Origin of the sequence: Serratia marcescens, from assembly GCF_029846115.1 — a bacterium.
Taxonomy (GTDB): domain Bacteria; phylum Pseudomonadota; class Gammaproteobacteria; order Enterobacterales; family Enterobacteriaceae; genus Serratia; species Serratia marcescens_L.
In genome coordinates this window covers 3,200,550-3,218,065 of the sequence record NZ_JARVZZ010000001.1, presented here as the reverse complement: position 1 = coordinate 3,218,065, position 17,516 = coordinate 3,200,550, and the positions used below count along the sequence as shown (strand labels likewise).

19 protein-coding genes are annotated in these 17,516 nt (G+C 60.8%); 9 read left to right on the top strand and 10 right to left on the bottom strand.

The features are described 5' to 3' along the window. The first annotated feature begins 418 nt into the window (after nucleotides 1–418). A complete protein-coding gene (gene dtpA / locus QDT79_RS15255) occupies nucleotides 419–1,933 on the top strand; it encodes a dipeptide/tripeptide permease DtpA (RefSeq protein ID WP_063989733.1) in 1,515 nt (504 codons plus the stop codon). 76 nt (nucleotides 1,934–2,009) lie between these two features. Here dtpA and QDT79_RS15250 read toward each other — a convergent pair whose 3' ends face one another. Together QDT79_RS15250 and QDT79_RS15245 are read right to left on the bottom strand one after the other, a co-directional pair. Further along, nucleotides 2,010–4,103, bottom strand: coding sequence for a prolyl oligopeptidase family serine peptidase (locus tag QDT79_RS15250; protein WP_308316671.1), 2,094 nt, complete (start codon nucleotides 4,101–4,103; stop codon nucleotides 2,010–2,012). 194 nt (nucleotides 4,104–4,297) lie between these two features. Continuing rightward, the gene (locus QDT79_RS15245) at nucleotides 4,298–4,861 is read right to left on the bottom strand and encodes a helix-turn-helix domain-containing protein (protein WP_033638405.1); all 564 of its coding nucleotides are present in this window, start codon (nucleotides 4,859–4,861) and stop codon (nucleotides 4,298–4,300) included. Between the two features lie 115 nt (nucleotides 4,862–4,976). Between QDT79_RS15245 and QDT79_RS15240 the strand changes: the two genes are divergently transcribed. Continuing rightward, complete coding sequence (locus QDT79_RS15240; RefSeq protein ID WP_149559692.1) at nucleotides 4,977–6,164, top strand: benzoate/H(+) symporter BenE family transporter; 1,188 nt, start codon at nucleotides 4,977–4,979, stop codon at nucleotides 6,162–6,164. Between the two features lie 109 nt (nucleotides 6,165–6,273). Beyond that, complete coding sequence (locus QDT79_RS15235; RefSeq protein WP_130017997.1) at nucleotides 6,274–6,777, top strand: cupin domain-containing protein; 504 nt, start codon at nucleotides 6,274–6,276, stop codon at nucleotides 6,775–6,777. On the opposite strand, the gene QDT79_RS15230 is transcribed toward QDT79_RS15235, so the two are convergent. Further along, nucleotides 6,742–7,596 (bottom strand): aminoglycoside phosphotransferase family protein, encoded by an 855-nt coding sequence (locus QDT79_RS15230; protein ID WP_063989730.1) that lies wholly within the window; start codon nucleotides 7,594–7,596, stop codon nucleotides 6,742–6,744. The two genes, QDT79_RS15235 and QDT79_RS15230, sit on opposite strands and share 36 nt — an antisense overlap. Nucleotides 7,597–7,778: 182 nt before the next feature. Between QDT79_RS15230 and QDT79_RS15225 the strand changes: the two genes are divergently transcribed. After that, nucleotides 7,779–8,159 (top strand): RidA family protein, encoded by a 381-nt coding sequence (locus QDT79_RS15225; RefSeq protein WP_038874872.1) that lies wholly within the window; start codon nucleotides 7,779–7,781, stop codon nucleotides 8,157–8,159. A 7-nt stretch (nucleotides 8,160–8,166) separates the two neighbouring features. Here the strand turns inward: QDT79_RS15225 and QDT79_RS15220 are convergent, their stop codons facing one another. After that, on the bottom strand, nucleotides 8,167–8,547 hold the full coding sequence (locus tag QDT79_RS15220) for a nuclear transport factor 2 family protein (protein WP_063989729.1): 381 nt from the start codon (nucleotides 8,545–8,547) through the stop codon (nucleotides 8,167–8,169). Nucleotides 8,548–8,823: 276 nt separating this feature from the next. On the opposite strand from QDT79_RS15220, the gene QDT79_RS15215 reads away from it, so the two are divergent. Then, nucleotides 8,824–9,093 (top strand): hypothetical protein, encoded by a 270-nt coding sequence (locus QDT79_RS15215; protein WP_004938382.1) that lies wholly within the window; start codon nucleotides 8,824–8,826, stop codon nucleotides 9,091–9,093. Here the strand turns inward: QDT79_RS15215 and QDT79_RS15210 are convergent. Then, a complete protein-coding gene (locus tag QDT79_RS15210) occupies nucleotides 9,090–9,482 on the bottom strand; it encodes a nuclear transport factor 2 family protein (protein ID WP_004938379.1) in 393 nt (130 codons plus the stop codon). The genes QDT79_RS15215 and QDT79_RS15210 overlap by 4 nt on opposite strands. Nucleotides 9,483–9,676: 194 nt before the next feature. On the opposite strand from QDT79_RS15210, the gene QDT79_RS15205 reads away from it, so the two are divergent. From QDT79_RS15205 to gstA, 4 genes are all read left to right on the top strand, one after another. Beyond that, entirely contained in the window at nucleotides 9,677–10,378 is a 702-nt protein-coding gene (locus QDT79_RS15205; RefSeq protein ID WP_063989728.1) for an HD domain-containing protein, read from the top strand. A 95-nt stretch (nucleotides 10,379–10,473) separates the two neighbouring features. Beyond that, on the top strand, nucleotides 10,474–10,737 hold the full coding sequence (locus tag QDT79_RS15200) for a YjbD family protein (RefSeq protein ID WP_004938373.1): 264 nt from the start codon (nucleotides 10,474–10,476) through the stop codon (nucleotides 10,735–10,737). A 361-nt stretch (nucleotides 10,738–11,098) separates the two neighbouring features. Then, nucleotides 11,099–11,983, top strand: coding sequence for a 4-hydroxy-tetrahydrodipicolinate synthase (dapA, locus tag QDT79_RS15195; RefSeq protein WP_308316670.1), 885 nt, complete (start codon nucleotides 11,099–11,101; stop codon nucleotides 11,981–11,983). Between the two features lie 92 nt (nucleotides 11,984–12,075). Further along, a complete protein-coding gene (gene gstA, locus QDT79_RS15190) occupies nucleotides 12,076–12,681 on the top strand; it encodes a glutathione transferase GstA (protein ID WP_016927904.1) in 606 nt (201 codons plus the stop codon). A gap of 40 nt (nucleotides 12,682–12,721) precedes the next feature. Here gstA and pdxY read toward each other — a convergent pair whose 3' ends face one another. The 5 genes from pdxY to anmK form a co-directional block, all read right to left on the bottom strand. Continuing rightward, nucleotides 12,722–13,582, bottom strand: coding sequence for a pyridoxal kinase PdxY (pdxY, locus tag QDT79_RS15185; RefSeq protein ID WP_308316669.1), 861 nt, complete (start codon nucleotides 13,580–13,582; stop codon nucleotides 12,722–12,724). Between the two features lie 84 nt (nucleotides 13,583–13,666). After that, complete coding sequence (gene tyrS / locus QDT79_RS15180) at nucleotides 13,667–14,941, bottom strand: tyrosine--tRNA ligase (RefSeq protein WP_048323245.1); 1,275 nt, start codon at nucleotides 14,939–14,941, stop codon at nucleotides 13,667–13,669. A 138-nt stretch (nucleotides 14,942–15,079) separates the two neighbouring features. Then, complete coding sequence (pdxH, locus tag QDT79_RS15175) at nucleotides 15,080–15,733, bottom strand: pyridoxamine 5'-phosphate oxidase (RefSeq protein WP_049201958.1); 654 nt, start codon at nucleotides 15,731–15,733, stop codon at nucleotides 15,080–15,082. A gap of 88 nt (nucleotides 15,734–15,821) precedes the next feature. Further along, nucleotides 15,822–16,124, bottom strand: coding sequence for an MliC family protein (locus QDT79_RS15170; RefSeq protein ID WP_004931294.1), 303 nt, complete (start codon nucleotides 16,122–16,124; stop codon nucleotides 15,822–15,824). 45 nt (nucleotides 16,125–16,169) lie between these two features. Continuing rightward, the gene (anmK, locus tag QDT79_RS15165; RefSeq protein WP_063989726.1) at nucleotides 16,170–17,291 is read right to left on the bottom strand and encodes an anhydro-N-acetylmuramic acid kinase; all 1,122 of its coding nucleotides are present in this window, start codon (nucleotides 17,289–17,291) and stop codon (nucleotides 16,170–16,172) included. Nucleotides 17,292–17,516 lie beyond the last annotated feature (225 nt).

Genomic DNA, 17,516 nt, shown 5'->3' with positions numbered 1-17,516 from the left:
AGATCACAAGGCGTTCACAAATGCCAGCCCCGTTTTCCTAAATTTCTATAATTTTACAAAACGCGCCATATACACAACATTCCAACGGATTAATAACCGTACATACACTGATGCGCTAAAAAATAGCAATTCAGCAGAATATATCCCTGTTTAAAATCCGTATAGCTTTTAATCAAAACAAAAAATCGGCAAACCATTAAAACCCGAAAGTTAATACTGCATAACATTTGCAACATCGCGGCATAATCCTGTGGGCGTTAAATGTAACCGAATATGACAAACTGCTTGCCACGTTGACAAAGATAGTGAACATTAACCGCCGTCCCCATCCTATAACAACGCAAAAGGATGCCGTTCCGCATCAACTTTTGTACTTTCCCGTCCTCCAAAGACGGGCTGCGAAAAAACAGAGGTACCAGTGTCAACAGCAAACAACCAACACCCGGAGAGCGTGAGCCTTAACGCGTTCAAACAACCGAAAGCATTCTATCTGATCTTCTCGATCGAACTGTGGGAGCGTTTCGGCTATTACGGCCTGCAGGGCATCATGGCGGTTTATCTGGTCAAGATGCTCGGCATGAGCGAAGCCGACTCCATCACCCTGTTCTCTTCCTTCAGCGCGCTGGTATATGGCTTCGTGGCCATCGGCGGCTGGCTGGGCGATAAAGTGCTGGGCGCCAAACGCGTGATCGTGCTCGGCGCACTGGTGCTGGCCGCCGGTTACGCCATGGTGGCCTACTCCGGCCACGACATCTTCTGGGTCTACATGGGCATGGCGACCATCGCCGTGGGTAGCGGCCTGTTCAAGGCTAACCCGTCCTCCCTGCTGTCCACCTGCTATGAGAAAGACGATCCGCGTCTCGACGGCGCCTTCACCATGTACTACATGTCGGTGAACATCGGTTCCTTCTTCTCCATGCTGGCCACCCCGTGGCTGGCGGCGAAATACGGCTGGAGCGTGGCGTTCTCCCTGAGCGTGGTCGGCATGCTGATCACTCTGGTCAACTTTATGATGTGCCGCAAATGGGTGAAGGAAAACGGTTCCAAGCCTGACTTCAAGCCGCTGCATCTGCCGAAACTGCTGATGGTGCTGGTCGGCGTCGTGGCGCTGATCGCCGTGTCCAGCTGGCTGCTGCACAACCAAGTGATCGCGCGCTGGGCGCTGGCCCTGGTTTCCGCCGGCATCGTATTGGTGTTTGCCAAAGAAACCTTCGCCCTACACGGCGCTGCACGCCGCAAGATGATCGTCGCCTTCCTGCTGATGCTGGAAGCGGTGGTGTTCTTCGTGCTGTACAGCCAGATGCCAACCTCACTGAACTTCTTCGCTATCCATAACGTGGAACACAGCATCTTTGGCGTCGCCTTCGAGCCGGAGCAGTATCAGGCGCTGAATCCATTCTGGATCATGCTCGCCAGCCCGATTTTGGCCGCGCTGTATAACAAAATGGGCGATCGCCTGCCGATGCCGCACAAGTTCGCTTTCGGCATGATCCTGTGTTCCTGCGCCTTCCTGGTGCTGCCATGGGGCGCCAGCTTCGCCAACGAACAGGGCATCGTGTCGGTCAACTGGCTGATCCTGAGCTACGCGCTGCAGAGCATCGGCGAGCTGATGATTTCCGGCCTGGGGCTGGCGATGGTGGCGCAGCTGGTGCCGCAGCGTCTGATGGGCTTCATCATGGGTTCCTGGTTCCTGACCACCGCCGCCGCCGCGCTGATCGCCGGTAAGGTTGCCGGTCTGACCGCCGTCCCAAGCGACATCAACGACGCGCACGCTTCGCTGGCCATCTACAGCCATGTGTTTATGCAGATCGGCATCGTCACCGCCGTCATCGCTATCCTGATGATGCTGACCGCGCCGAAACTGTACCGCATGACGCTGGACACCACCGAAGACGCCAATCAGAAAGCGCAGGAAGCCACCGCGGCTCGCTGATCGCCGGCAAATTGAGCGTAAATAAAAACACCGGGGTTAACGCCCCGGTGTTTTTTTATGCCTGCAAGAAAAAGGCTTACGCTGGCTTGGATTTGCCGCTCAGGTTGGCCCACATGAATTCGCTTACCAGCGCGCTGTGGAATGCCGCCTGTTGCTTGTCGGCGGCGGCGCTGTGCCCGCCTTCGGTATTTTCATAGAAATAGGCCTGCTGATACCCCATCGCCTGCATGCGCGCGGCCATTTTGCGGGCGTGGGCCGGGTTGACCCGATCGTCGCTGGTCGCGGTATAGAACAGCACTGGCGGATAGGCCGTCTGCGCCTGAATGTTGTGGTACGGCGAGAAGGTCTTGATGTAGGCCCACTCCTCCGGCTTGCTCGGGTCACCGTATTCGGCGATCCACGACGCGCCAGCGGAAAGCTGGGTATAGCGCTGCATGTCCAGCAGCGGCACTTCGCAAACGATGCAGCCGAACAGCTGCGGATACAGCGTCAGCATATTGCCCACCAACAGGCCGCCGTTGCTGCCACCGCGCGCGCCCAAATGCGGCGCCGAGGTCACCTTGCGCGCGATAAGATCTTTGGCCACGGCGGCGAAATCCTCGTAGGCGCGATGGCGATTCTGCTTGAGCGCCGCCTGGTGCCAGGCCGGGCCGTATTCGCCGCCGCCGCGGATGTTGGCCACCACATACACCCCGCCGCGCTCCAGCCAGGCCGGCGCCTTGCCGCCGAGATAGCCCGGCAGCAGCGGCACTTCAAACCCGCCGTAGCCATACAGCAGCGTCGGCGTGCTGCCGTCCAGCTTGAGATCTTTGGTGGCAATCTGGAAATACGGCACGCGGGTGCCGTCCTTGGAGCGCGCAAAATGCTGGCTCACCTGGTAGCCTGACGCATCAAAATCCTGCGGCGCCTGTTTCAGCAACGTCGCCTCACCGTCGTCGAGGTTGCCCATGTACAGCGAGGTCGGCTGCAGGAACCCGCTGACAGTCAGGAAATAAGCGTTGCTCTCTTCGTCGATGCCGCCGGCGGAAATGGTGCTGATGGCGCCGGGCTTGCCCAGCGGGCGACGTTGCCAGCTGCCACCCTGCGGCGTCAGCACTTCGAGCCGGTTGACCACGTTATCCATGATGCTGAGGATCAGATGATCGCGGGTGCCGCTGTAGCCGCTCAGCGCCTGCTCCGCCGTCGGGGTAAACAGCAGCTGCAGCTCGCGCTTGCCCGCCAGATAGTCATCGAAGTTGGCCGCCAGCAGCGCGCCGGACGGATAACGCTTGCCGCCCACGTCCCAGTCGCTGCTCGGTTTGATCAGCAGCCATTCCCGATGCGTATCCAGCTCGGCGTCGGCCGGGATGTCGATTTTTTTCTGCCGGCCGTCCTGCATCAGCAGGAAATAGTCGCGGCGATAGAAATCCAGGCTACGGCCGACGAAATCGCGCTCAAAGCCCGGCGTGCGATCGTGATAGGCGAAGACCGCCATGTCATCGGGCTGCGCTTCGTACAGCGTTTCAGCGGCGCTCAGCGGCGTGCCGCGCCGCCAGCGTTTGGCGATGCGCGCATAGCCGGACTGGGTCATCGAGCCGGGGCCGAAATCGGTGGCGATGAACAGCGTGTCCCGATCAACCCAGGAGATCCGGCTTTTTGCCACCGGCACGTTGAAGCCGTCTTTGACGAAGCGTTTGGCCACCAGATCGAATTCGCGGATTTCGGTGGCGTCACCGCCGTCCGGCGACAGCTGCATCAGGCAATAGCGGTATTCCGGCGCCAGCGGCTGCGAGCCCTGATAGACCCAATCCTTGCCCTCCGCCTTGCCCAACGCGTCGATATCCAGCACCGTTTCCCAGGCCGGTTTGGCTTTGCGGTACTCGTCCAGCGTGGTGCGCCGTAGCAGGCCGCGCGGGTTGGCCTGATCCTGCCAGAAATTGTAATAGTACTCGCCGCGTTTGCTCACCCACGGGATCTGGGTGTCTTTATTGAGGATATCCAGGACTTCGCGCTCAATGCGCTGAAAGTCTTCGCCCTGGCCGAAACGCGCCACGGTGCGCTGATTTTCCTGCTGCACCCATTGCAGCGCTTTTTTACCCTGCAGCTCTTCCAGCCACAGGAATCCATCGCCGGCGGCCGCGCCGCCTTCCGCCGCCATCGCCAGGCGGATACTGTTGGGTAATGAAGTCATCGCGAATACGGCTCCTGCGGTTTGTGCACTGAGTTTAATAAACTGACGTCGATTGGTGACCGGCAAAATCAAGCTCCTTTTGAGTCGGCTGCAACGCCGCCCCGTCGTGGGCGACAGCCTGTGAAATAAGAGTCATTTTCAACAAGGTAGGCGTTTGGCGGCGCGGAGTCAAAGCCCGTGGCCGCCGCGTTGAGTCAGGATTGAGGATAGTGGATCAGATCGTGAATACGCACCGTTTGTGAACTGGCGTTGCGGTAAGCGTGCGGCCGATCGGCCTGAAAGCGCATCGCCTCGCCGGCGGCCAGGCTGTGCCATTCGCCGTCTATCGCCAACTCCAACCGGCCGCTGATCACGATGACATGCTCGATCACGCCCGGCTCATGGGGCGACGACTCGCTGAGCGCGCCCGGCGCAAGATCGATGACGAACATATCGAAACCCAGCTGGCGATCGTAGGGAAACAGCGGCACCACGCGCATATCGGCGTTGTCCTGATCGTACACCGGCAGATCGCCGTAGCGGTGCAGCGTCGCCTGCTGCTGCGCGGGGGAGGCTTCGAGAAAAGCGGAGAACGCCACGTTGAAACCGGTGGCGATCTTCCACAGCGTCGCCACCGTCGGGCTGGATTCGCCGCGTTCGATCTGCCCGAGCATCGCCTTGCTGACGCCGGTGTATTCCGCCGCCTGCGTCAGGCTCCAACCGCGCTGTGCGCGCAGCGTGCGAAGGGTGTGTGCCAAATGGCCGGCAAGTTCCTGCATCCAGTTCTCCTCTGCGTGTCGAGCCCAATTATACCCGCTTGTGCGCTATAGCGCACGGTGCTATGCTGATTTCTCAACGTGCGTTATAACGCACAACCACCGATTGGAGCTTCTCATGCGCCCAGCCCTCTCCCTGCGCCATCTGACCCTGCCCGCCGTCATGGCCGGCTTTGTCGCCGTTCTGGTGGGTTACACCAGCTCTGCCGCAATCATTTTCCAGGCCGCCGCCGCCGCGGGTGCCACGCCGGCGCAGATCGGCGGTTGGCTGAGCGCGCTGGGGATCGCGATGGGCGTCACCTCGCTGGGATTGTCGCTTTACTATCGCACGCCGATCCTCACCGCCTGGTCGACGCCCGGCGCGGCGTTGCTGGTCACCAGCCTGCCCGGCACGCCGATCAACGAGGCGATCGGCGTGTTTATCTTCGCTTCCGCTCTGATCCTGCTGTGTGGCATCACCGGGCTGTTCGCCCGCCTGATGGACTACATTCCGCAGGCGATTTCCGCCGCGATGCTGGCGGGGATCCTGCTGCGTTTCGGTCTGGACGCCTTCGCTTCGCTGCAGCTCAATTTCCCTCTTAGCGCCGGCATGGCGCTGGCCTATCTGCTCAGCCGCCGTTATCAACCGCGCTACGCCATCGTGCTGACGCTGGCGGCCGGGCTGGCGATCGCCGCGCTGCAGGGCAATATCCAGCTGACACAGCATGCGCCGGCGTTCGCCATGCCGGAATTTATCGCGCCGCACTTCAGCTGGCCGACACTGCTGGGCATCGGCGTACCCTTCTTCGTGGTGACCATGGCTTCGCAGAACGCCCCCGGCATCGCCACGCTGCAGGCGGCGGGCTACCGCGTGCCTACGTCACCGCTGATCGCCTGGACGGCGCTGACCGCGTTGCTGCTGGCGCCGTTCGGCGGCTTCTCGGTGTGCATCGCCGCGATCACCGCCGCCATCTGCATGGGGCCGGACGTGCATCCCGATCCGCAGCGGCGCTATATGGGCGCGGTGGCCGCCGGCGGTTTCTACCTGCTGGCCGGGCTGTTCGGCGGCGCCATCGGCCTGCTGTTCAGCGCGTTGCCGGTCGCCCTGATCCATACCATCGCCGGGCTGGCGCTGCTCGGCACCCTCGGCGGCAGCCTGCAGCGCGCGCTGCATGATGAGAAACAGCGCGACGCAGCGCTGATCGCCTTCCTCATCACCGCCTCCGGCGTCACGTTACTGGGCATCGGTTCGGCCTTCTGGGGCATTGTCGGCGGCGCCATCGCCCATCTGCTGCTGTCGCTGCCGCGGCGAGGAACGGCAGCATAAAATGCCAAACGCACGCCGCGCATTGACAAGCTCGGCGGCGACGCCTTCACTTTCTCTGTCGTCTGAATGTCAATTCACATAATAAGTGACATTGTCACCAAGGAAGCCTATGACTGAGAAAGCCGCGCTGTTAGCTCAGCGCTTGATACGCAATGTCGAACGGGTAGATAAGCAACACGATCGGCGGCCGCCGCTGTATGACAGCGTTGGCGCTCGCCTCGGCACCGGCACCGCCGCCGACAAGCTGGGCGCCTCCTTCGATTGCGTGGCGCCGGGCATGCGTTCCTGCCCCTATCATTTTCACTACGCTCAGGAGGAAATGTTCATCATTCTGGAAGGCAGCGGTACGCTGCGGGTGGCCGGAGAAATGCTGCCGATCGTCAGCGGGGATGTCATCTTCATTCCGCCGGGCCCGGAATATCCGCACCAGATCATCAACACCTCCGATGCGCCGCTGAAGTACCTGTCCGTCAGCACGCGCGAGCAGCCTGAGCTGGTGATGTATCCGGATTCCGGCAAATACCAGGCGATGGCGCGCAGCACAGACGGTGAGCAGGTACGCTACCTGCAGCGCCCTTCAACCTCGCTCGATTACTGGCAGGATGAACCCTGAATCGCCGTCCGGCAGCGGGAGATCCAATGCGCGCGCCGCCAGCTCGGCCACGCGGAAGTCGATATCCGCCGCCTGCCCGTCTTCCATAAACCAGGCGGCGGAGAGCCCCGACCAGGCCAGGATCCATTGCAGCAAGCGCCGGCGCTCCAGCCCGGCCAAGCGACAGACCTGTTCCACGCGCCGCTGGAAAATGGCCGGATCGGTGGCGATGCCGTAGTTGGGATTACAGAAGATATTGGCGTAATCGAAACCCCGTTCGCCGTACAAGCGTTTGGGATCGATCGCCAGCCAGCCGCGTTCGCCGAAGTCCAGCACGTTGTCATGGTGGATATCGCCGTGCAGCACACTCTCTTCTCGCGGGCTGCTCAGCAGCTCCGCTGCCGTCGTGGCGCTGAGACGCAGCATGCCGCCATGCGCCTGCGCCGCCGGCCACAGCGAGCTGAACCACTCCTGCAGCGGGATCAGCTCGGGCAACGGTTCCGCTCGCGGCGCATGCAAGGCGGCGATCGCCCGACAGAGGATCTGCGTGGCCTGCTCATCGTCGCCGTCACGCACCAGCTGCGCCAACGAGCCTTCACCCTGCGCGCGCTCCAGCAGGATGCCGTCGTCGTGCCACGCCAGCACCTGCGCGGCGCCTTCCCCGCGCCACCAGCACATCAGCTGGCCGCCGAAGCGCTCTTCCTGCTCGCGGGCGATCTTCAGCATGGCCGCCTCGCCCCGGTAACGCACCGGCATCAGCAGACTGCTGTGGGTTTCGAAGGCTTTGCCGTCCTGTTCCAGTTGCCAGCGTTGCAGGTAGGGAGTAAAAAGCGGGTTCATCGTCTCATGCGTCCTTGTGGCCGATCTGCGCCGCACTGTCACATTCGCGTGAGAGACGACGTATAAAATAAAGAGGGATGATATTCTCAAATATCATCGGTGTGCGGCGTCTGGCCGCCGTTTCCCCAGTATCCTAACCAAGTTTGTCGATTTTATTAACCGGTCTTGCGCGGGGTTTGATCATGACATCATTAAAACGCACGAATTATCCGCAGTTGCCTACGCCGGGCGGCCCCTATGTACATGCGGTGCGCCACGGCGATCGCCTGTACGTGTCGGGATTGACGGCCTTCGCCACCGACGCGCAAGGCTTGAGCGCGCCGGAACAGACGCAGGAGATCCTCGAACAGCTGGCGACCATCGCCGCCAGCGAAGGCGTGAATCTCAAGGCATTGATTAAAATCAGCGTGTTCCTGACCGACATCGCCGATCTGGCGGGCGTGCGCCCGGTGCTGTTTGACTATTTCGATGGCGCGCTGCCGGCCTGTTCATTGGTGGCGGTCAGCGCGTTGTTCTCACCGCAGGTGTGCGTAGAGATAGAGGCGGTGATGGCGTTGCAATAATGCGCGGCTAGAGCGCACCCTCATCCGGCACGCAGGGGCCGATCTTGAACCAGGCTTTGGCGATCCGCCCCTGTTCCACTTCGTAGATGGCGATGACATCCATTTTGCCGCGCCCCTGCGGGAAGTTGCGCGTCACCACTTCCTGATCGACCACCATGTTCCCCACCGCCATGCGTTTTATCCGTTCGCCATACAGACTCGGCTCCTGGAAACGCACCAGATGCCGTTCGCGGATCGCCGCCTTGCCGCTGGCCAGCAGCGTGTCGGGATGCTCGAAATACTGCGCGTCGTCCGCCCAGCAGGCCATAAAAGCGTCGATGTCGCGGGCGTTATAGGCGTCAAGCTGTTGTTGAACCACATCCTGCGGGCGTGCCGTTCTATCGTTCATCACATCCTCCTGCCGAAGTTAACCGCCGCATGTATCGAACCCATCACGTTAACCGCCCAGTGCTGCAGCTTGATGACACGGCGAATATTGAATAAAAACCCAAAAATAGCGAATAAATAACCTACCACGCCCAATGGACAATTCAAGCACCCGCGCACAAATTTTCTGCGCCGCGCCAGGGGCGGGGAAAACCGCATGACGCCGCGCGTTAATCTTTGCGACGGTGAGGGAAATTCTGCTAATTTAGCGTGAACAGCCTGATGATAACGAAACGCTATGCAGCAAAAACCGGTGTTGGACGAAGCCAGACAGTTAAAGCGACTCAATGCCGCCACGCGGCGTCAATCCCATATGTATAAATGGATCGCGCTGATTGCGGCGCTGGATGCGCTGCTGGTGTTTTGGTATGACCGGGATATGCGCAACGTCACCTTCTCGGGAGCGGTTGCGTTGGTGTGCGGCTATCTGTGGATCCGCGATCGCAACAAGGCTCGGGGTTACCGGCGCGAGTTCGACCGCAAATTCGGCAAGCGCAGCGGCGATTAAGGCTGCATCGCTTCCAGCACTTTAGCGCTGTCGACGATCTGCACGAACTTCACGATTTTGCCGGCGCGCAGCGTATAAATATGCGCAAAAGAGGCGCTGAAGGATTTGCCGGTGGCCCGGTAGGTGCCGTGATAAAAACCTTGCGCGATCACATTGTCGCCGGCGTCGTAAAAGTGATCGACGTCGGCGCGGTAACCTTGCCATTCGCTACCCAGGCGCTGATGCACGTTCTTGATGATGTTCTCCGGGCCGATATAGGTACCGGCGTAAGGGAAACCGGCGGCCTCGGTCCACTCGGCATCGGGGGCCAGCGCCGCCAGCAGATTACGGCCGTTTTCTTCGGAACTGCCTTCATAGGTTGCGCGCACTATCTCAAGAGGGGTTGGCATGTCTCTTCTCCAATGGCTGATGAGGATATTCCGGCCATCTCCGCGGACACAGGCTCTCACCAAGCGGAGACGGCGGAATGCGGCTATTCTAGGTTGCTTGTTTCGCTGCAAAAACCGCAGTTATGACAATAGTGGGTTGCACTTTAGTAAACAATAGCCGTTTTTCTGTCATTCTCCCGGCATCCGACGCGGCTATGCTGATTGACCGATTTCCCCAACAGGAGCTGAACGTGTCTTTACCCTCACTGACGCAAGAGCTGTTACAACCTTTCTCCCCCTACCAGGCGCTGGCGCAAACGCTGCTGCCGCTTACCCTCGAGTCGGACGACGGTTCGCATGACGTCGCACATCTGCACCGGGTCTGGAAGAACTGCCGTCGGATCAGCAAGCTGGAAGGCGGCGACCGTCGCATTCTCTGTGCGGCGGTGCTGCTGCACGACGCCGTCGCGGTGGAAAAAAACTCACCCCAGCGCCATCTGGCCTCGCGCATGGCGGCGGAGCAGGCCACGCTGACGCTGACCCGGCTGGAATGGGCGCCGGCAGATATCGCGGCGGTGGCTCACGCCATCGAAGCGCACAGTTTTTCCGCCGGCATCCCCCCGCAAACGCTGGAAGCGAAGATCCTGCAGGATGCCGATCGCCTCGACGCCATCGGCCTCATCGGCGTGGCGCGCTGCTTCTATATCGGCGGCCGCATGCGCAGCGCGCTGTATGATGCCGCCGACCCGCGGGCCGAACATCGTCAATATGACGACAAGCGTTTCAGCCTGGACCACTTCGAAACCAAGCTGTTCAAACTGCAAGACGGCTTCCAGACCGCCGCCGGGCGACACATGGCCGAGCTGCGCACCGAACGCATGCGGCGCTTTGTCGACGATCTGCTGGAAGAGGTGTAACGTGGGCTTAGCGGGCATTTTCGTTATGCCCATAACATTTTCGGTCACATAACACCGTTAAACTGAAAGCCAACTTCACCGAACGGGCGGCACAGATGAAAAAGTTGACGTTGAAAGAGATGACGGAAAGCGAACAGCGGGAAGTGAAAACCGAACTGGACAAGGCGCGCAAAAGCCATGGCAGGCCGCTGACCAACGCCGAACAGCACAAGGTCAAGGATGAAGTGGTGGCGCGCATCATGGCCGCCAGAGCGAAGCTCGCCAAGGCGGAGCGTGCAGAACGCAAGGCCAACCGCTACCGGCCGAGCGGCGACACCTTCAGCTGGTCCGCCACCATCGGCTCCCGCCCGCCGCGCTGAGCCGGCCAAACCCTCCCCGCCGCTGCGGGGATTTTTATTTATTAGCCAAACTCATCCTCGCTGACGAATCATGAATAACAATGTTATCAATCTGTTGTAAATTGACAGCCTGATGAAGACTATTCATTATCACCCCACTTCCCCTTTTCACGAGACCGCCATGGCCTACCCACGCAACGCTGACATGCTGATGATACCTGCGTTGCCCGTTGGCGGTTTGGCGGCGGTTAAATCGAAGAAACAGACGCTCATTTGACCGGGGCGAGCTGTCCCGTCAGATGAGCTGACTGGATGGCACGCAACGCCCCGCCTTCAATTTTCTCATCTGGCTTCTCTGTCGGTCACACAGAAGGAATATTTTATGGCCTCATTTTCGGGTATTTGGGTGGCGATGGTTACCCCTTTCAATCAGGATGCCGTCGATCTGCCGGCGGTGAAACGCCTGGCGCGGCACCTGCTCGACGCCGGCATCGAGGGTCTGGTGGTCTGCGGCTCCACCGGTGAAGCCGCCGCGCTGAGCAAAGAAGAACAGCTGGCGGTGCTCGACGCCGTGCTGGACGTGGCGCCCGCCCATCAGGTGGTGATGGGCCTGTCCGGCAATAACATGGCCGCCACGCTGCAGATGCAGCAGGCCATTCAGCTGCGCGACATCGCCGGCGTACTGATCCCGGCGCCTTACTACATCCGCCCTTCGCAATGCGGCCTGATCGACTATTTCACCCAGTTGGCCGACGCCTCAACCGTCCCGGTTATCCTGTACAACATTCCGCAGCGCACCGGCATCGCCATGGAACTGGCCACGCTGCGCCGGCTGGCACGCCACCCGCGCATCACCGCCATCAAGGACTGCGGCGGCAACCCTGACACCACCATGGCGCTGATCGCCGACGGCGAAATCAATGTGATGACCGGGGAAGACAATCTGATCCTCACCACGCTGTGTCTCGGCGGCACCGGCGCCATCTCCGCCGCCGCGCATGTTCACCCGGAACGTTTCGTCCAGTTGACGCAGCAGGTCGCCGCCGGCGATCTGGCCGCGGCGCGCAGCAACTTCTACGAGCTGCTGCCGATGATCCACCAGATGTTCAGCTTCCCCAATCCGGCGCCGGTCAAGACGGTGCTGGCCCAGCAGGGGCTGATCGCCAACGAGCTGCGCTCGCCGATGCAGGTGGCGCCGCAGGCGCTGCAACAGCAGATCGCCGCAACGCTGGCGCAGCTGCAGCCCGCCGAGGCGATCATCGGTTAAATATGTTAGCTAAGCCGCTGTAATTTTGGCGCTATGGGACTACGATGAGAGGTTAAGCATGCCCGTCATTCGTCATCAACAAGGAGCTTCCGATGAAACTGTTCTATAAAGCCGGCGCCTGTTCGCTGTCCCCGCATATCGTGCTGCGTGAGGCAGGGCTGGATTTTACGGCGGAGAAGGTCGACCTGGCGCAGAAGAAAACCGAGAGCGGCGCCGATTACCTCGCTATCAACCCCAAAGGACAGGTACCGGCGCTGCTGCTGGATGACGGCAGCCTGCTGACCGAGGGCGTGGCGATCGTGCAATACCTGGCGGACCGCGTGCCGGACCGCAACCTGATCCCGGCGGCAGGTACCCTGTCGCGCTACCACGCGATCGAATGGCTGAACTACATCGCCACCGAGCTGCACAAAGGGTTCAGCCCGCTGTTCAACCCGAAAACGCCGGAAGAATACAAAACCATCGCGCGTGCCAAGCTGGAGCAGCAGTTCAGCTATCTGGATTCGGTGCTGGCGAAGCAGCACTTCCTGTTGGGAAGCCGTTTCAGCGTGGCCGACGCCTACCTGTTCACCGTGTTGCGTTGGGCGTTCGCTTTGCAGTTTGACGTGCGCAAGCACGCCCATCTGGCGGCCTGGTTCGATCGCGTTGCGGCTCGCCCGGCGGTGGATGCGGCGCTGAACGCCGAGGGATTGAAGTAAACATCGGGCCCCGGCGGCTGTCGCCGGGGCCGAATGCCACTTACAGTTTGACCGCTTTGAACTCGCTGCGCGGCTGCACGATCCGATCCTGTGCCGCCACCACCTGCAGTTCGTACTCGCCCATCTCCTGCGTGGTCAGCATCACCTCATACACGGCGGCGGTGACGTGCTCCAGCGCTTTATCCAGCGCCTCGCCCTTCAGCAGATCCACCAGCAGCAGACCGCTGGTCAAATCGCCGACGCCGACCGGCTGACGCGCGCCGAAATCCACCAGCGGCCGGCTGATGTGCCAGGCCTCGTCCGCCGTCACCAGCAGCATTTCGAAACAGTCGGCGTGATAGCCGGCGCGGGCCAGGTGCTTGACCAGCACCAGCCGCGGCCCTTTGGCGATCAGCGCTCGGGCGGCCTGCACCGCATCGGCCACGTCGGCGACGGCCATCTGGCTCAGCATCTCCAACTCCAGCAGGTTCGGCGCCATCATATCGCTGCACGGCAGCGCCTGGCGGCAGTGAAACTCGGCCACGCCCGGCGCCACGATGCAGCCCTTTTCCGGATGCCCCATCACCGGATCGCAGAAATACCAGGCATTCGGGTTCGCCTGCTTAACCTGGCGCACGATCTCCAAAATATGGTCGCCCTGCTCCGGCGAACCGATATAGCCACTCAACACCGCATCACAGCGTTTCAGCTGATCGATATTGGCGATGCCCTGCGCGATCTCGGTCAGATGGCTGGCCGGCATGACGCAGCCGGTCCACTGGCCGTATTGCGTATGGTTGGAGAACTGCACCGTGTTCAGCGGCCAGACGTTGACGCCCATGCGGCGCATGGGGAACTCCGCCGCACTGTTGCCGGCGTGACCAAACACCACGTGCGACTGGATAGAAAAAATGTTTTTCATCGACAGAACTCGTTCGGAATACCGCAGCCTGGCGGCTGCGCAAAAATAAAGGGGCCGCCAGGGCCCCTTACCGTTATTATTCGCTTACTGCCAATCCACCAGGCAGTAATGTTTCTTGCCGCGGCGCAGCAGCGTGTAGCGGCCGAACAGACGGTCTGAATCGCTGAAGCGGTATTCGGCATCGGACTGTTTCTCGCCGTTGATGGTCACCGCGTTGGAACCGATCATGGTGCGCGCCTGGCCGCGTGACGGCACCAGCTCGGCATTCACCAGCGCCTGCTGCAGGTCGGCGTCGCGGTCCAGTTTGATGGTCGGCATGCCGTCCTGCGCCAGCTGGGCGAAGTCCGCTTCGGTCATGTCGTGCAGCGCGCCGGAGAACAGGCTCTGGGTGATGCGCTTGGCGGCCGCCAGGCCTTCCGCACCGTGCACCATGCCGGTCACTTCTTCCGCCAGCACGTACTGGGCGCGTGGCGCCTTGCCGCTGTTCTTGTCTTCTTCTTCCAGCGCGTTGATGTCTTCCAGGCTCATGAAAGTGAAGAACTTCAGGAAACGGTAGACGTCGGCATCGGCGGTGTTGATCCAGAACTGGTAGAACTTGTACGGGCTGGTTTTTTCCGGCGCCAGCCAGACCGCGCCGCCCTCGGTTTTACCGAATTTGGTGCCGTCTGCTTTGGTGATCAACGGCACGGTCAGGCCGAACACCTGCTTCTGGTGCTGACGACGCGTCAGATCGATACCCGAGGTGATGTTGCCCCACTGATCGGAACCGCCGATCTGCAGCTCCACCTGGTGGCGGTTGTACAGCTCGGAGAAATCGTAGCCCTGCAGCAGGTTATAGGAGAACTCGGTGAAGGAGATACCGGAGTCGTCGCGGTTCAGGCGCTGCTTGACCGCTTCCTTGTTGATCATCTGGTTGACGGAGAAGTGCTTGCCGATGTCACGCAGGAAGGTCAGCACGTTCATGCCGCCGAACCAGTCGTAGTTGTTGGCCGCGATGGCGCTGTTGCTGCCGCAGTCGAAATCGAGGAACGGAGAAACCTGCTTGCGGATCTTTTCGACCCACTCGTTCACCGTATCGGTGGTGTTCAGCTTGCGCTCCGCCGCTTTGAAGCTCGGATCGCCGATGAGGCCAGTGGCGCCGCCCACCAGTGCCACCGGCTTGTGGCCGGCCAGCTGGAAGCGCTTCAGGCACAACAGAGGAACCAGATGGCCCAAATGCAAGCTGTCAGCGGTCGGATCGAAACCGCAATACAGTGCAATTGGCCCTTGCGCCAGTCGCTCCGCTAACGCTTCCTCATCCGTAACCTGGGCAACGAGGCCCCGCTCTTGCAGTTGTTTAATCAAGTTGCTGCTTGCCATCAATGACTCCATGTATAAACGAATGCACCTTTGCCGGTACACGGCCTTTCGCCCAGTGGCGAAATAAAAATTCAGGGTAGCGCATAGAATAAAGCGCCGGCGGCGCCAGCACCAGCGCTTAGAGGGGATTTTCCGTCTTCAGGGTGCCAGTCGGTCAATTTTCCAGTCATTCCCGTCCCGCTGATACAGGAAACGGTCATGCAGGCGATGGGCGCCGCCCTGCCAGAACTCGACGGAGTCGAATTTCACGCGGAATCCGCCCCAGAAACTCGGCAACGGCACCTCGCCCTGCTGGAACTTCTGCTTCAGCTCGAGGAATTTGCTTTCCAGCACGCCACGTGCGGAAATGCGCGACGATTGCTGCGATACCCAGGCGCCGATCTGGCTGTCTTTCGGGCGACTGTTGAAATACTTCAGCACGTCGAGGGTCGACAGACGCTCCACCTGGCCAAGGAAAATCACCTGACGATCGAGCATGTGCCAGGGGAACAGCAGGCTGATATGCGGGTTGTGCGCCAGCTGCTGCGCCTTACGGCTGCCGAGGTTGGTGTAGAACACCAGCCCCTGCTCATCGAAATGCTTCAGCAGCACGATGCGTTGATAAGGCTGGCCGTGTTCGTCGACGGTCGCGACGCACATGGCGGTGGGATCGGCCAGGCGCGCGTCGCAGGCCTGTTTCAACCAACGCTCGAACAGTTCGAGCGGATTGGCGGTCAGATCGTTGCGGCGCAGGCCGCCTCGGGTGTATTCACGGCGCAGGTCCGCAACATCAAACTCATTCTTTTCAATCATCTGGGTTATCGACCAACTGAAAAATCCGTCGTTACATTCTGCGCCTGCGGCGTCAGGAACTCAATCGCTCCGACGCCGCCGCCGACCTTCACTCCGTCAACACGCAGTCGCTCATGACTACCTTGCCGTTGCGCTCAAGATAGGCGTTACGGTCTTTCGACCAAAAAGTGTATTTGCCGTCGCTGTATTTGGCACCGGTCAGCGCCAGCACCTGCTTAAGATGCAGCTGCTCGCCATCCATCAGCAGGCTGACTTCGCTCGCCTTGCCGTCGAGCGCCACCGTCAGCGGCGTAGTGCCGCACTGGTAGTGCATCGTCTGGCTGCTTTGCGGCAGGATATAGCTGCAGCCGGACAGCGCCAGCGCGCCGGCGACGAAAATGACTTTTTTCATGCTGTTGCTCCTTAGAAAAATCCTTCACAGGCTATCCTAACAGAGCTAACGGCCCCCCAATGGCAAAACCGGATAAATCCCACCCAGCACCGTTTCACGGCTGGCGCCGGTCACTGAAGGCAGATTGCCGGGCTGGCCGGACAAGGTGCGAAATGCCAGCCAGGCGAACGCCAGCGCCTCCATATCGTCGCCGCTGACGCCGAAATCGTCGGTCAGACCGACCTCCGTACCCGGCAGCAACGCAGACAGGCGCGCCATCAGCAGCGTGTTGCGCGCTCCGCCGCCGCACACCAACAGACGCTCGCACCCACCGGCCAGCAGCACCTGTTCGCTGATGCTGACGGCGGTCAGCTCCGTGAGCGTGGCCTGCACGTCGACCGGCGCCATCGCCGGCAATCCGGCCAGCTGCCGCTCCAGCCAGGCGATATTGAAATACTCGCGGCCGGTGCTTTTCGGCGCCGGCAGCGCGAAGTATGGATCCGCCAGCATCTGCTGCAACAGCGGTAAACAAACCCGCCCCTGCATGGCCCAGCCGCCGTCCTGATCATAAGGTTGCGCGCGGTGGCGCCACACCCAGGCGTCCATCAGCATGTTGCCCGGCCCGGTATCGAAACCGCGCACCGGCGTACCGGGCAACAGCAGAGAAAGGTTGGCGATGCCGCCGACGTTCAGCACCATGCGCCGCTCGACGGGATGCCCCAGCAGCGCCTGATGAAACGCCGGCACCAGCGGAGCGCCCTGCCCGCCGTAGGCCATGTCGCGCCGGCGGAAATCGCCGACGGTGGTGATATTGGTCAACGCGGCGATGCGGTTGTTATCGCCGAGCTGCATCGAGAAACGCGCGTCGCCTTCCGGCTCGTGCCACACCGTCTGGCCGTGGCAACCGATGGCGGTGATCTGTTCGGCGTCGATGCCGGTTTGCTTCAGCAGGCCGAGTACCGCCTCGCCGAACAACGTGCCCAACTGCGCGTCCAACCGGCCGACGGCGGCCAGCGTGGTTTGCTGCCCCTGGCACATGCCCAGGATCTCTTTTTTCAACGTCATCGGCATCGGATGGCTATAGCTGGCCTGCTGCGCCACCATGCGATCGTCGATCGCGGCCAATACCACATCGATTCCGTCCAGACTGGTGCCGGACATGACACCTATATAGCGGCCTGACTTCATAGCAACATCCTCTAACCCGCGCGGTAAGCAAAATTTATCCTGACAAATAAACCAGAATTGCCGGATTAACGCCATGAATTATGATGCTTTTTTTACGCTCCGTGAGCCAGATGCCCCCTTGGCGCCGCTGTGGCACGGGTGATGTGTTAAACCGTGCCATAACAGGCGACGGAATGTCGCCAAGGCTGTCATAAAGGTAAACCGCGGTTTATTATTGGTTGAACA

What these genes read in the sequence shown, in the direction of transcription:
- QDT79_RS15250 (WP_308316671.1), bottom strand. Translation starts at nt 4,103, where the DNA reads ATGACTTCATTACCCAACAGTATCCGCCTGGCGATGGCGGCGGAAGGC.
- QDT79_RS15245 (WP_033638405.1), bottom strand. Translation starts at nt 4,861, where the DNA reads ATGCAGGAACTTGCCGGCCATTTGGCACACACCCTTCGCACGCTGCGC.
- QDT79_RS15240 (WP_149559692.1), top strand. Translation starts at nt 4,977, where the DNA reads ATGCGCCCAGCCCTCTCCCTGCGCCATCTGACCCTGCCCGCCGTCATG.
- QDT79_RS15235 (WP_130017997.1), top strand. Translation starts at nt 6,274, where the DNA reads ATGACTGAGAAAGCCGCGCTGTTAGCTCAGCGCTTGATACGCAATGTC.
- QDT79_RS15230 (WP_063989730.1), bottom strand. Translation starts at nt 7,596, where the DNA reads ATGAACCCGCTTTTTACTCCCTACCTGCAACGCTGGCAACTGGAACAG.
- QDT79_RS15225 (WP_038874872.1), top strand. Translation starts at nt 7,779, where the DNA reads ATGACATCATTAAAACGCACGAATTATCCGCAGTTGCCTACGCCGGGC.
- QDT79_RS15220 (WP_063989729.1), bottom strand. Translation starts at nt 8,547, where the DNA reads ATGAACGATAGAACGGCACGCCCGCAGGATGTGGTTCAACAACAGCTT.
- QDT79_RS15215 (WP_004938382.1), top strand. Translation starts at nt 8,824, where the DNA reads ATGCAGCAAAAACCGGTGTTGGACGAAGCCAGACAGTTAAAGCGACTC.
- QDT79_RS15210 (WP_004938379.1), bottom strand. Translation starts at nt 9,482, where the DNA reads ATGCCAACCCCTCTTGAGATAGTGCGCGCAACCTATGAAGGCAGTTCC.
- QDT79_RS15205 (WP_063989728.1), top strand. Translation starts at nt 9,677, where the DNA reads ATGCTGATTGACCGATTTCCCCAACAGGAGCTGAACGTGTCTTTACCC.
- QDT79_RS15200 (WP_004938373.1), top strand. Translation starts at nt 10,474, where the DNA reads ATGAAAAAGTTGACGTTGAAAGAGATGACGGAAAGCGAACAGCGGGAA.
- dapA (WP_308316670.1), top strand. Translation starts at nt 11,099, where the DNA reads ATGGCCTCATTTTCGGGTATTTGGGTGGCGATGGTTACCCCTTTCAAT.
- gstA (WP_016927904.1), top strand. Translation starts at nt 12,076, where the DNA reads ATGAAACTGTTCTATAAAGCCGGCGCCTGTTCGCTGTCCCCGCATATC.
- pdxY (WP_308316669.1), bottom strand. Translation starts at nt 13,582, where the DNA reads ATGAAAAACATTTTTTCTATCCAGTCGCACGTGGTGTTTGGTCACGCC.
- tyrS (WP_048323245.1), bottom strand. Translation starts at nt 14,941, where the DNA reads ATGGCAAGCAGCAACTTGATTAAACAACTGCAAGAGCGGGGCCTCGTT.
- pdxH (WP_049201958.1), bottom strand. Translation starts at nt 15,733, where the DNA reads ATGATTGAAAAGAATGAGTTTGATGTTGCGGACCTGCGCCGTGAATAC.
- QDT79_RS15170 (WP_004931294.1), bottom strand. Translation starts at nt 16,124, where the DNA reads ATGAAAAAAGTCATTTTCGTCGCCGGCGCGCTGGCGCTGTCCGGCTGC.
- anmK (WP_063989726.1), bottom strand. Translation starts at nt 17,291, where the DNA reads ATGAAGTCAGGCCGCTATATAGGTGTCATGTCCGGCACCAGTCTGGAC.